Consider the following 12,996-nt stretch of genomic DNA (forward strand, 5'->3'; position numbering starts at 1 on the left):
TTGAATGTTATGATAGGAATATGTTTTATTACTTCAGTTGCATATCGGTGATGATACCTTCGATCTTTTTGTCGAGACCGGCAGTAACAGCATCGAAGTCGGCCACGCTGTTCAGGGGGGCATTCACGCTGAAATAGAATTTGATTTTGGGCTCGGTGCCGGACGGGCGGGCAGAGATTTTGCTGCCATCGGCCAGTACAAACTGCAGCACATTGGATTTAGGCAGGTCGAGTGGTTTGATTTCGCCTGTTTTGATGTCTTTCACCTGTTGTAACTGGTAGTCGTACAGCGTTACCACAGGGGAGCCGTTGATGGTGGCTGGTGGATTTTCACGGTAGCCCCGCATCATTTCAGCGATTTCATCTGCACCTTTCATTCCTTTTTTAGTGATAGAGATCAGGTACTCGTTGTAATAACCGTACTGGACGTAGATATTCACCAGCAGTTCATACAAGGACTTGCCCTGGCTGCGCGCAAAAGCTGCCATTTCGCAGATCATGGCCACAGAGGAGATAGCGTCTTTGTCACGGATATTATTACCGATCATATAACCATATGACTCTTCTCCGCCGCAGATGAACGTTTCCTGTGGTTCTTTACGACGGATAAGGTCTGCGATCCATTTAAAACCGGTGAGGGTATTATAGCAGTTGATATCGTTTTTAGCGGCAAAAACGTCAATGAGGTCGGACGTTACCACGGTTTTCGCGATAAAGTCGTTCGGTTTTTGCAACCCTTTTCTGCGGCGGCCTTCTACGATGTAGTTGAACAGGAGTACGCCGGTCTGGTTACCGTTGAGCAATACCCATTCGCCTTTCAGGTCTTTCACGGCAATGCCTACACGGTCAGCGTCGGGGTCTGTTCCCAGCAGGATGTCTGCATCCAGTTCTTTGGCTTTCTTCAGGCCAAGGCTCAGGGCTTCAGACTCTTCCGGGTTAGGATATACCACGGTCGGGAAATTGCCGTCAGGCGTAGACTGTTCGGCTACGATGTTCACATTGGTGAAGCCGAAGCGTTGCAGTATTTCCGGTACCATGGTGATACCAGTGCCATGGATAGGCGTATAAACGATCTTCAGGTCGTGCTGTTGTTTGTTGATCTCCGGATTGATGGACAGCCCCTGTAATTCTTTCAGGTAGGCTTCATCCACTTCTTTACCGATGAGGGTGATATTGGCTTCTCCGCCGCTCCATTTTACATCATCAGGGGAGAGGATGTTTTCTACTTCACGGATAACGTTCTTATCGTGCGGGGGCACCAGCTGGGCGCCATCGTTCCAGTAGGCTTTATAACCGTTGTATTCTTTCGGGTTGTGGGAAGCGGTGAGTACCACGCCGCCCTGGCATTGCAGGTGACGGATAGCAAAAGAGAGCTCCGGCGTGGGGCGGAGGCTTTCAAAGAGAAACACTTTAATGCCGTTGGCCGCAAATACATTGGCCACGGTTTCAGCAAAAAAGCGGGAATTGTTGCGGCTGTCGTGTGCGATGGCCACTTTCACTTCGCCATCGAACGTCTTTTTCAGATAGTTGGCAAAGCCTTGTGTGGCCATGCCGACGGTATATTTATTCATGCGGTTGGTACCTACGCCCATAATTCCTCTCAATCCTCCGGTACCAAACTCGAGATTACGATAAAAAGCGTCATTGAGGTCATCGGGGTTGCCTTCCTGCATCTTTTTCAGTGTGGCAATGGTTTCGGCGTCATAGTTACCGTTGAGCCATTGCGATACTTTGTTTTGAATATTTATATCCATAATCGTGTTGTTTTTCGGGGCCTTTATAGCCCGGCCAGGCTGTAAAGTAAAAATAAAAAAACGAATGTGGGAAATTCCGCCCGGGCAAAATCATTGAAAATCGTAGGTAATGGTTAATTTTGCACTATGAGGCGGTATGAAGATACTTATAAACAAAAAGGATTACGCAAACAGCTAGTTGATAGTATCCGTCAGAAAGGTATTACTGATGAAAACGTATTGGCGGCTATCGGCAATATTCCCCGGCATTTTTTCCTTGATACGGCTTTCGAGAGCATCGCATATGATGACAGGGCCTTTCCTATCGGAGAGGGGCAAACGATTTCCCAGCCTTATACGGTAGCCTATCAGACGCAGTTACTGGAATCCCGGCCGTTTGAAAAGGTACTGGAGATCGGTACCGGCAGCGGCTACCAGGCGTGTGTGCTGGCGGAGTTGAAACTGAACGTTTTTACTATTGAACGGCAGAAACGCCTGTTCGACCAGGTAAAAGCCTTTCCTTTTAAAAGCAAATACCCCAATCTGCGCCTGTTTTACGGTGACGGCTACGAAGGATTGCCTTCCTATGCGCCGTTTGATAAGGTGTTGGTGACTGCGGCAGCGCCACATATCCCCGAGAAGCTGGTCCAGCAATTGAAAATCGGTGGTAAGATGGTGATCCCGGTAGGCGGCCAGGAGGTACAGCGGATGCTGCGTATCACCAAAATCAGCGATACGGAAACGGAACAGGAGCTGTTTGATAACTTCTCCTTTGTGCCTATGTTGGCAGGTAAAAAATAAACAGATGATTATTGAATCATAATAAAAGCCCCTGTTGACAATCAACAGGGGCTTTGCTATTATAATCTTCCCCGCTCTTTGGGCTTCTCTTCTTCTTCCTGTGGCTTTTCTTCTTCTTCCTGCTGTTGGTGTTTTTTCTTTTTAAAGAGATTAGGGTCCATTTTGCCAAAACGGTACCGTATGTTGAGGCGGATAAAGCGGGTGGTGCGTTTACGGTCATAGTCCTGGATAAACACCGGTGTTTCGTAGTGGGAGCTGAACTGTTGGGTATTGAGTAAATCGGAAACGTTCAGCGCTATCACCAGCGCCCTGTTTTTAAGTACTTCCTTACGCACCCCGAGATCAATACCGTTCATCGCCCGGAAGGTGCCCTGCGGCTGTATCCTGGGAGAGCGGTAATGTCCGCTCAGTTCTATGCTGATGCGGGAAGGCAGCCTGAACTGTGTATTGGCGTTCAGTCCATAACTGAAATTCTCATTATTGAGCGTTGTGCTGGTAAGCCGGTTATATTCCAGGTTCAGGTTGGCATTGACTTTCCACCATTTGTAAATATTAAGGCTGTAAGACACGTTGCCGCCAATATTCTGCTGCGTGGCCAGGTTCATGGGTTTGGTGGTGGTAACGCCCGTTACGGTGTCCAGCGTACTGATACGGTCAATGTTGTCATTGGTCTGCGCATAGTAGGTGCTGGCGCTGAAATAGTTATTGGACTTGGGATAATAGACGGAATAACTGGTTTCAAACTTATGCGACAACGCAGGCTTCAGCTCCGGGTTGCCGGTGCGGATATTCTGCGGGTCGGAGTTATTAATGTATGGCAGCAACTGGTCGAAGTTGGGCCGGTCTATACGGGTGGAATAGTTGAATACCAGGCTCTGGTTCTGGTTTTTAGGCATGTTGTACTTCAGGAACACGCTGGGGAAGAGATTGAAAAATTTGTTGTCCACCGTCGTGTCACGGGTGTAGGAATAGCCTTTCAGGAAAGACTGTTCGGCACGTACTCCTACCTGGTACCCCAGATTGCCAATGGCATTGGCGAAGTTGAGATAACCGGCGTGGATATCTTCTTCATAGTCGTACTGGTTGGACAGCTGGTTGCTTTTACGGAAATCTTTTATATCCCAGTTGTACAGCATGGCCGTATAGTCGTTGCTGATATACCGGAAAGTGCTTTTTACACCTGCTTCCAGCTTTCCTTTTTTACCGAGGGGCATGGTGTAGTCTGACTGGAGGTTCCAGAAGCGGTTCCCGTTTTTGCCGGTATTCTGTTGCCAGTTGGGATTGGGAAGCGTGTCCAGTCCCGGTTTCTGGTACTGTGTGCGGTAATCGCTGTTACTGCCGGCACGGTTGCCGCTATAGCTGATATAGGCAGTCAGTTCCTGGTTCTGTTTTTTGAAAGTGCGTTTGTAATTCAGGCTGGTATTGTTGTTATAGCCGTCATTGCGACTGGTATTATGCCGTTCCCCATTGCGGAGTGTTTGTTTTTGATCATCGAGATAATTCAGGAAGATGTCATCTTCATTCCTGTTGAAGTTATGGTTAAGGCCTTCCGCGATGGTGAAGGTGTTGTGGTCATCGAGGAAGTAGTCGAAGCCGAAACGGCCGCCGTTGTTGCCGTTGCGGTTGTTGTTGCGGCTGTCCTGGGAGAAGAAGGTGGTGCTGCTGCTGTCGGGCACCAGGTTCTGCCGGTAGCTGTAGCCGCTGCCGCCGATGGATTCGTAGCGGGCGTTGTAGTTGCCGAAGAAGTTAAAACGGCGCATACGCAGACTGGCATTGGCGCTGCCATTGACCTGGCCGCGGGTGGCTACGCCGGCGTTGAACATTACGTTATATCCAATGGCCTTGTCTTTTTTCAGGACGATGTTGATAATACCGCCGCCGCCCTGTGCTTCAAATTTGGCGGAGGGGTTGTTGATGACTTCCACCCGGTCGATGCTTTCGGCGGGAATCATTTGCAGGGCTGTTTTAGCATCTCCGAAGGGGGATGGTTTGCCATCTACATAGATGGTCACGCTTTTACCACGCAGGGTCACATTATCATCGATGTCTACATCCACACTGGGAATATTTTTCAGGATGTCTGTGCCGGTGCCGCCTTCTGCATTGATCATGCTGCCGGCGTCGAACACCTGCCGGTCTATCTGCATGGAGAACGCGGGTTTTTCCGCTTTGATCTCCACCGCGTTCAGCACCTTGCCAGCTGTTTGCAGGCGCAGGGTGCCGGCAAACGCGGGTTTCCCGGCAGCTACCTTCACTGCTTTTTCCAGCTTCTCATAACCCATGAAAGTAACGCGCAGCACATAAATACCGGGAACGACTGTATTAAAAGCGAAAGTGCCTGCGGGTGTGGTGTACATACCGGTAACCATGGAGGAATCGGCCTGGCGGAGCAATACCACTGAGGCATATTCCACCGGTTTGCCGGTGACGGCGTCTGCTACTTTACCGGTCATTTTCACCGGTGCGCCTTCCGGCGTTTGTGCGTAAAGGTTAGGCACAATAGCAAACAACAGGGTTGCCCCTGCAATTAATCTTAGCATCCGTAATGTTAGCATCCTTTATTCTGGCTGATCTATGACTATAAAAATAATTGGCGGTGTTTAAAATGTTGACGAATTGGGATGAATGGTATATTCAAAAAGATAGCCGGCGGGGGCACAAGGCGCTTCCTGCCGGCTGTGGTTTTGCATTCACCCTCTTTATTAACTAGAAACTTTGCATCGGGTCACCCATCTGCATGTCGTTGTTATTATTCTGTTTTTTCTTTTTGAACAGGGAAGTATCAAACTTGCCGAAACGGTAGCTGAAGTTGAGCTTCAGGATACGGGATTCGCGCTTACGGATATAATCCTGTGCGAAAGCGGGCGTAGCCTGGTTCAGCTCATACTGGCGCGTGTTGAAAACATCCGACAGGCTAAGCGTGAGCGAAGCCGCTTTGTTTTTCAGGAAGTCTTTACGCACAGCCACATCCACGGTGCTGAAGCCTTTGATGGTACCCTGTGATGATGTAGGGATCATCATAAAACCACCACCTCCGCCGCCACGGCCACCACCACCGCCGCCACCGCCGGAAGACGGCAACGCAATGGTAGGCGCCTGATAGGAGCCGGTTACCTGTAACGTGAAATTAGCGGGCAGTTTGGTTTCTGAATTGATCTTCGCGAGCCAGCTGAAACCGCTGTTGTTGAAGTTTTGACCGTTGCTGTTCACCTTCATGTCTGTTTGATACAGGTTCAGGTTGGAAGTAAGGTCCCATCCCTTGATGATCTGGTTTTTCAGCGTGATCTCCGCGCCGTAGGAATTGCTTCTGTTGGCATTGATAAACTGGGTGAGCAGCGTATCTGCGCCAATAGGCGTGCTGATGGTGGAGATCATATTGTTGACATTACGGAAGTAGATGCTTCCCAACAGGTTGGCGTTTTTCCAGTTTTTAGCATAGGAAAACTCCAGGCTATTGATGTATTCCGGCTTCAGGTTGGGATTACCTTCCCGCTGGTTCTGCGGGTCGCTGTAATCACGGTAGGGTATCAGCTGGAAGAAGTTCGGCCTGTTCACACGACGGGAATAGTTGAGCTGTAATTCCTGCTCATGTTTGAGTTTCTGCGAGAGATATACACTCGGGAAGAAGCCGGGTACTGCTTTGGTGGGTTTATATTCTACGCCTTTATTTTCTCCTGCGTATACATACTGCTCCACACGCAGACCGGCCTGATAGCCGAAGTTGCCCATGGTATTGGAGAAGTTCGCGTAGCCTGCGTAAATTTCTTCGTTGTATTTGTAGGCGGTAGACAACATGGCGTTTGGTATAAAGTTACCACTGATGGTGTCTTTATCGCGTACCTGGTAATCGCTGGTATAGTCGCGCAGCGTGACTTTGGCACCGGCTTCCAGTTTACCGTTTTTACCTACCGGGTTGGTGTAATCTGTCTGAATGGTGATGAAAGTGGTTTTGCCGGCGGTGGTATTGGTTTGTGTCAGTGGCTGTCCGATAGGGGCGCCCTGCGGGTTCCGGGCCTGTGTGACAAAGTCACCGTCACGGTTATTGGAACTTCTGTTGTAGTTGAAATCGGCAGTCCATTCCTTGTTAGGTTTGGCGTAGGTGTGCTTGAAACCCAGTGCTGTGGTGTAGTTGCGGAAGTTGAACTGGTTGTTGTTTTTACGGTCGCTAAGGCCGGTGATACCGTGCTGGCCGTTGGAGAACGTGCTGAGGAGATCTTCATTGTTTTTGAAGTCGCCTGCTACAATGTTCTGTGACAGCGAGATGTTGTTGCGGTTATCGATCTGGTAATCGGCGCCGAAGCGGCCAAACTGGAACAGCGGTTTGCTGGTGCTGTTGCTGTTTTGCAGGAGGAAGCTGGTGTCTGCCACACCACCGCTTTTGTAATTGCTGCGGGAAGTGGTGCCTTCTCCCCAGTTTCTGTTGGCGTTGATGTTATAGTTGGCGAACACGTTGAATTTACCCTGACGGATATTGATGTTGCCGCCGGCATTGTATTTATTACCGGTGCCGATACCTGCCTGTACAGAGCCATTGAAGCCCGCTTTGCGGTTTTTCTTCAGGATGATGTTAAGGATACCGGACATGCCTTCCGCGTCATAACGTGCAGAGGGGTTGGTGATCAGTTCCACGCTTTCGATAGCGTCAGCGGGTATCTGATCGAGGGTGAGAGTAGAGGGTTTGCCATCTACAAAAATATTGGGGGCCGCATTGCGTACGCTGACGTTGCCGTCCAGGTCTACGTTTACGGATGGGATGTTTTTCAATACATCAGTAGCGGTACCGCCTACACTGGTCAGGTTGCGTTCCACGTTGAACACCTTTTTGTCGATGCCCATGGTGAAAGCGCTTTTCTGGCCGGTCACTTCCACGCCCTGCAGGGTTTTGACGTTGGGCTGCATTTTAATGTTGCCCAGGTCCTGTTCTGTGGTTTGTGGCGTGATGGATATTTTTTTCTGAAGGCCGGTGTAGCCCATGAAGTTGATGCGTACAATAAAAGGGCCGAAGGGGAGGCTTTCCAGGTTAAATTCCCCATTGGGTTTGGTCAGCATGCCAGTCACCACGGAAGAATCACGCTGCCGTAGCAGGGCTACAGAAGCGTAAGGAATGGGTTTCCCGCTGGAAGCATCTATCAGTTTTCCGTAAAGCCTGCCTATCTGTGGCATGTCGGGCCTTGCTTTTGCGCCTTGTCCGTTTTGTGTTGCCGCTGGTCTTCCGTTAGCCGGGGCCTGGGCGAAGGACTGTACCTGCCACATTAAAATGCCGGCGAGTACGATGTACCGTTTTTTCATCCTGCTGTTTTTTATCTGCACGCTTTGTCAGATTTCAGCAAATGTATCGGTGGGTAGTGGTGAATGGTCGGATATTGTGATGAATGGAATTTTTCCCGCAGGAAGTTGAAAAAAAGACCGGTAAAAGGTCTTAACAGTAGTTAACAAATGTCGCAGGTTAACAGTAGTTAACAGTGCGCGGGGGCTCGATTCCGACGGGGCAGGGGTAAATGACTAACATAAAGCAGGCCGCCTTTTCCAAAACAAGCACTCTTGTTTAAATACCATCAGAATTGTGCAGTTCTGCCCCATATTATCGTTTTTTATATGCGTATAACTACCTGATTTACATATCTTCACAGGGGATTTCTTCTGCTATCCTTCTGGTATGCTTTAGGCATCCTATACGCATCCCTTTGGTAACCCGGCCCGAGGCGAGTTATAAACTGATACTTTTTTAAGTGGGTTTAAAAAGATGTTCCGTATTTAGTTCCATCGGATAAAACCATCTGTTTTTTAATCCTGATGTGGTTTGAAATTATCCGAATAAAATAACAGAAACAAAAGCTCCTAAATCTCTACATAAACAAATGCATACATATCACGGCTACAATACCAGCAATAAAACCGGTGAAAGCGCCCAACAGTTTGAATTTTTTGATTTCATTGCCCAACAGTTGCTGGCTGATTTGTTGTAATTGTTCTGCAGAGATGCCGGCTATTTTTTCGGTCACCATCTTTTCGATGTTCAGGTCTTTTTCCACGTTGTCGAGGTACTGGTTGATCATCACAGGGAAGAGTGTGTCCAGTTCTGCCACGAGGTGTGATTTGATCTGGTTTACGATGCTGTCACCAATGAACATGGAGAGTACGGGCATGGCCTTTGGAAGTTTCTCGCGCAGGAAAGTATCGAGATGTGCTTCTACCAGCGGAATGATATTTTTTATTTTCTCCGGATCTGTCAGTTTGGATTTGATGGTGCTGAAAGAGAGCTGTTGACCGGCGAAAGCACCCAGTTGTTGGGCGAGGGCTTGTTGGCGGGCCGGAAGGATGCGCGTGAAGAGCGTGTGTGCTGCCAGGTGATGGATGGTCCAGCCAAGCAGGGCGGTTATAATGGGTATCAGATAAATCATTGAATCGGAATGTTATTTACAATGTTGCGAAGATACTTTCCCTTGACTGAATTTCTGAATCAAAAATGAAATAGGGTAAAACGAAAAAAGGCTTCTGTTTAAGAAGCCTTTTTCATTTTCGGGTGAATGAGGGGTCTCGAACCCCCGACCCTCAGAACCACAATCTGATGCTCTAACCAACTGAGCTACAATCACCGTTTTGTCCCGTCCAACGTGTGTTTCTTCGTTGTTGGGAGTGCAAAGATAACACAAAGCTTTTTGAAATTCCAAATACTTTTCAAATTTTTTTTTCAGAAAGTTATATATCACGAAAAAATAGGGAGTGATATGATAATCATTGCAGTACATTTTATCCCTTCGATGCTTGTTATTATATGCTAATGTAATCCGCGCCAGAAGGCATTTTGAGGCTTTGTGCACTGTATCAAAAACCGTATATTTGCGCACTTCCCATTATAATTCCCATTTTATTAAGTTATTGAAAATCAGCAGCATGCTTGGTTGATGGCCTTACGGAATACCCTGATTTCAGGTGATTCTATGACCATAGGGGAAAAATATGTTAGCCCGGATGACAAAACAATGAAAAAATGACAATTCCCCCTGAAACTGGCTGTCGAACGTGAACTAGTTTAATAATTAATAGTATATATATTATGGATCAGCTTAAATTGAAGTTACAGGAGTATTATCAGCGTTACCAGCAGATGGAGCAGAAGGTAAAACCTGGCAAAGAGGAGCCTGCGAAAGAGGAGGTGCTGGACCTGGAAAATGATATTCTCACACAGTTTGGATTACCCACATCGCGCCGCTTTGTGCAGATTCTGCATGACTTTGTACATCACAGCCAGGTGAGTGACCAGCTGTTGGATTATGTGAGCAAGAAATTGCGGTCGGCAGCCCGTAAATACCTGCTGGCCCCGGTGATGTCAGACGTAGACCTGCTGGAGCAGGCGCGTGACCAGAAACGCAGCCCTTACGACTTATTGCCCGAACTGGGTTATCCGCCGCAGGAATATGCCCTCTTTCTGATAGGAGAATTATATTACCGCCGTAATATGGCGGCATCAGACATCCTGGAAGAACTGAAGAAAATGCAGCACTTCCACAGCTGGAATGATCTTGCTGTGCTAAGCAAGATGAACAATTACTCTCACCATGAGTTGTACACCAAGCTGAAAAAACATGAGCTGCGTTTCATCGATGATTATGTTCAGCACAGCCGTCGCCAGGAAACAGCGCGGTTGGTCAACAAACGCCCAACACCGGCGGAAGAAGGCTATAAGCCCGATTATAAAACCATTACCAAGGTGCAGGTGGAAGACATCATTTTTGATGAGCATACCACCCCCAGCCTTTTTGGTAAAATCAAAAGCGGCAGGGGATATACCCGCATAACTATTGGCCTGGAGTTTTCCGAACTGAACCAGATCCTCATGAGCAGTGATGAGCTGGGCATGGAAATCAGCAACCACATCAAAAAGCGGCTGGCCAATCCTGCTGCGGAAAAACCAACGGTTATTGATATACGGGCAGAATTTGGTGACGTTTTAAAGCTGGATAATTGTTATCTTGAAGTATATAAGCCACAACATCGCGAAGGCAATAAATGGGTGGAAGACAAAGACAACTTCTACTTTGTGGACAAAATACTGACTAAAAAAGAATATGAAAAACGCACCAAAGAGGCAGAGGTGCAACGTAAAATACAAGAATGCCTGGAGCTCATCGGCGGTTCTTACGTCTATTATCAGCGGCTGCGCCGCCTGGGTATCACCGACGATGAGGCTAAACTGAGAGCAGGCCTATCGGATGAACTATTGTTCAAGCTATCATTTTTCCTGAACAAGGTAAAGGAATAGTTTTTTTGTTGTGATGTTTTTAAGCAGCGAAGGCACCTGCCTTCGCTGCTTTTTTATTTGGATATTTGGTTATTTGTTTATTGGGATGTTTGTGAGGCCCCGTTAAATGACCAAATGATCAAATAACCGAATAGCTAAATTTTAAGTGGCAGTTTTTACCGTTCTCATTTTGCAGTAGTTGGATAATGTTGGCCCGGTATCCGGTGCGTGGCGATGCCGATACGGTTCCAGGCGTTAATACAGATAATATGCATCAGGAGTTGGGCTGTGGTTTCCAGGCCGAAGCAGGCCAGTGCTTTGTTATAAGTCTCTGCTGTCAGCCCCTGCTGACTGATAAACGTCACCTCTTCCGTCATCGCCAGTATGGTCCTTTCCGCTTCGGTGAACTGTGGCGACTCACGCCATACGCTAAGCAGCAGCAGGCGTTGTGCTGTTTCGCCGGACTGAAGCGCATCGGCAGCGTGCTTGTCAAGACAATAGGCGCAGCCATTCAGCTGGGAAGCCCTTACTTTGATCATTTCGCGGTGCAACGGGGAAATAGGTGTGGTGGTGATATATTTTTCCATCGCCATCATGGCTTTGAATGCTTCAGGCTGTACCTCCTGCATGAAAAATCTTTCTTTCATCACGATTGTTTTTTGCATTATTGATAAGGTAAAATTAGCTTTGCCTGGACTATTTAAATAGTCCAGATTTAAATCGACAGATAGTCCAGATGTTACCGTACAAAACATTGATCACAATTGACCGGGAAGCCCGGCAGCCGGTATATCAGCAGATAGCTAACCGCTTCGCCAGCCTGATACGGGAAGGTGTGTTGAAGCCGGGATTGTTATTGCCAGGCAGCCGCGTGCTGGCGCTACAATTGGGCCTGCACCGGAAAACCATCGTGGCGGCCTATGACGAGTTAGTGAGCCAGGACTGGGCCACGGCTATTCCACGGAAAGGCATGATGGTGGCTACCAACCTGCCGGATATTAAGCCCCGCTCTTTTCAGGCGCCGGTGTCTCCTTACGGTTACGGACCTACGTTTTCTTTCAACAGCATCCCTTTTGTGGTTACTTCCCGGCATGATCTGGCGCCGGCCGGTCAGCTGATCATCAACGATGGTTTTGCAGATATGCGGGAAGCGCCGCTGGAAGCGTGGCTGAAAGAGAGCCGTGCACTGGTCCGCCGGCCCCGTTACCATCAACGGCTGACTTATGGATCAGCGATGGGAAGCCCGCACCTGAGGCTGCAACTGGCCCGCTATCTGACGCATACAAGAGGGCTTACACTGTCGACAGACAACCTGATGACCACTCGCGGCGCGCAGATGGCCATCTATCTGACAGCTGCCCTGATCCTGAAAAAAGGCGATTATGTCATCGTGGGAAGCCCCAATTATTTTTATGCGGACTTGTGTTTTGAACAGTTGGGCGCACGCCTGCTGCTGGTGCCGGTAGATGCGGACGGTATCGATGTGGAAGCGGTAGGGCAACTCTGCCGCACCCACAAAGTGAAGATGCTGTACGTGATACCGCACCATCATCATCCTACCACTGTTACGCTGAGCGCAGAACGCAGAATGCGGCTGCTGGATATTATCCGTACGCATCGGCTGGCGGTGCTGGAAGATGATTATGATTACGACTACCACTACAGCTCTGCGCCTATATTGCCGCTGGCAGCCGGAGACCACGGCGGCAATGTGATATATATCGGCTCTTTCACCAAGCTGCTGGGACTTTCTATCCGCAGCGGCTTCCTCGTGGCGCCGGCCCCGTTCCTCGATGAAATGGCACGGCTGCGCAAACTGATGGACCTCCAGGGCGATAATCTGTCAGATGAAACGCTGGCAGCCCTGTTGGGAGACGGCACTATCGACAGGCACCTGAAAAAGTCGAATAAGCTGTATCATGAGCGCCGCGACCATCTCTCACAACTGCTGCAAAGCCGCCTGGGCGACAGGGTACAGTTTACCGAACCTACCGGTGGCATGGCCACCTGGCTGACTTTCCATCGGCGCTACCCGCTGGCGCAGGTGGCGGTGAAGGCTGCTTCCATGGGGCTCAGCATGAGCAACGGTGAGCAGTACGGGTATGGTACGAAGCCTTTGAATGCGATCCGTTTTGGATTCGCTTCGCTGAACAACAGGGAGCTGACTAAAGCAGTAGGCATCCTCGAAAAGATCCTTAAAAGCGAATGATCTTTTGTCTGA

8 protein-coding genes and 1 tRNA gene are annotated in these 12,996 nt (G+C 48.8%); 3 read left to right on the forward strand and 6 right to left on the reverse strand.

Translation table 11 applies throughout. The annotated features are described in order from the left end of the window. Window positions 1–28: 28 nt before the first annotated feature. On the reverse strand, window positions 29–1,753 hold the full coding sequence (locus HHL17_RS12315; RefSeq protein WP_169225010.1) for a phospho-sugar mutase: 1,725 nt from the start codon (window positions 1,751–1,753) through the stop codon (window positions 29–31). A gap of 126 nt (window positions 1,754–1,879) precedes the next feature. On the opposite strand from HHL17_RS12315, the gene HHL17_RS12320 reads away from it, so the two are divergent. Then, window positions 1,880–2,533: a protein-L-isoaspartate(D-aspartate) O-methyltransferase gene (locus tag HHL17_RS12320; RefSeq protein WP_169225011.1), complete on the forward strand. Its 654-nt coding sequence runs from the start codon at window positions 1,880–1,882 to the stop codon at window positions 2,531–2,533. 59 nt (window positions 2,534–2,592) lie between these two features. Here the strand turns inward: HHL17_RS12320 and HHL17_RS12325 are convergent, their stop codons facing one another. The 4 genes from HHL17_RS12325 to HHL17_RS12340 all read right to left on the reverse strand — a co-directional run bounded on the left by HHL17_RS12325 (window position 2,593) and on the right by HHL17_RS12340 (window position 9,130). Next, window positions 2,593–5,073 (reverse strand): TonB-dependent receptor, encoded by a 2,481-nt coding sequence (locus tag HHL17_RS12325; RefSeq protein WP_169225012.1) that lies wholly within the window; start codon window positions 5,071–5,073, stop codon window positions 2,593–2,595. 166 nt (window positions 5,074–5,239) lie between these two features. Beyond that, entirely contained in the window at window positions 5,240–7,822 is a 2,583-nt protein-coding gene (locus tag HHL17_RS12330; protein ID WP_169225013.1) for an outer membrane beta-barrel family protein, read from the reverse strand. A gap of 557 nt (window positions 7,823–8,379) precedes the next feature. Then, window positions 8,380–8,934 carry a hypothetical protein gene (locus HHL17_RS12335; RefSeq protein WP_169225014.1) on the reverse strand — a complete coding sequence of 185 codons (555 nt, stop codon included), beginning with the start codon at window positions 8,932–8,934 and terminating at the stop codon, window positions 8,380–8,382. A gap of 120 nt (window positions 8,935–9,054) precedes the next feature. Then, window positions 9,055–9,130, reverse strand: a tRNA-His gene (locus HHL17_RS12340). A 460-nt stretch (window positions 9,131–9,590) separates the two neighbouring features. Here HHL17_RS12340 and HHL17_RS12345 point away from each other — a divergent pair. Continuing rightward, window positions 9,591–10,796 carry a hypothetical protein gene (locus HHL17_RS12345; protein WP_169225015.1) on the forward strand — a complete coding sequence of 402 codons (1,206 nt, stop codon included), beginning with the start codon at window positions 9,591–9,593 and terminating at the stop codon, window positions 10,794–10,796. Window positions 10,797–10,960: 164 nt separating this feature from the next. On the opposite strand, the gene HHL17_RS12350 is transcribed toward HHL17_RS12345, so the two are convergent. After that, entirely contained in the window at window positions 10,961–11,422 is a 462-nt protein-coding gene (locus tag HHL17_RS12350; RefSeq protein WP_169225016.1) for a carboxymuconolactone decarboxylase family protein, read from the reverse strand. An 89-nt stretch (window positions 11,423–11,511) separates the two neighbouring features. Here HHL17_RS12350 and HHL17_RS12355 point away from each other — a divergent pair, with 89 nt between their 5' ends. Continuing rightward, entirely contained in the window at window positions 11,512–12,984 is a 1,473-nt protein-coding gene (locus HHL17_RS12355) for an aminotransferase-like domain-containing protein (protein WP_169225017.1), read from the forward strand. Window positions 12,985–12,996: the final 12 nt, after the last annotated feature.

The organism is Chitinophaga fulva (genome assembly GCF_012927205.1).
GTDB lineage: Bacteria > Bacteroidota > Bacteroidia > Chitinophagales > Chitinophagaceae > Chitinophaga > Chitinophaga fulva.

Coding starts and splice junctions, on each gene's coding strand:
- HHL17_RS12315 (WP_169225010.1), bottom strand. CDS start 1,753: ATGGATATAAATATTCAAAACAAAGTATCGCAATGGCTCAACGGTAAC.
- HHL17_RS12320 (WP_169225011.1), top strand. CDS start 1,880: ATGAGGCGGTATGAAGATACTTATAAACAAAAAGGATTACGCAAACAG.
- HHL17_RS12325 (WP_169225012.1), bottom strand. CDS start 5,073: ATGCTAAGATTAATTGCAGGGGCAACCCTGTTGTTTGCTATTGTGCCT.
- HHL17_RS12330 (WP_169225013.1), bottom strand. CDS start 7,822: ATGAAAAAACGGTACATCGTACTCGCCGGCATTTTAATGTGGCAGGTA.
- HHL17_RS12335 (WP_169225014.1), bottom strand. CDS start 8,934: ATGATTTATCTGATACCCATTATAACCGCCCTGCTTGGCTGGACCATC.
- HHL17_RS12345 (WP_169225015.1), top strand. CDS start 9,591: ATGGATCAGCTTAAATTGAAGTTACAGGAGTATTATCAGCGTTACCAG.
- HHL17_RS12350 (WP_169225016.1), bottom strand. CDS start 11,422: ATGAAAGAAAGATTTTTCATGCAGGAGGTACAGCCTGAAGCATTCAAA.
- HHL17_RS12355 (WP_169225017.1), top strand. CDS start 11,512: ATGTTACCGTACAAAACATTGATCACAATTGACCGGGAAGCCCGGCAG.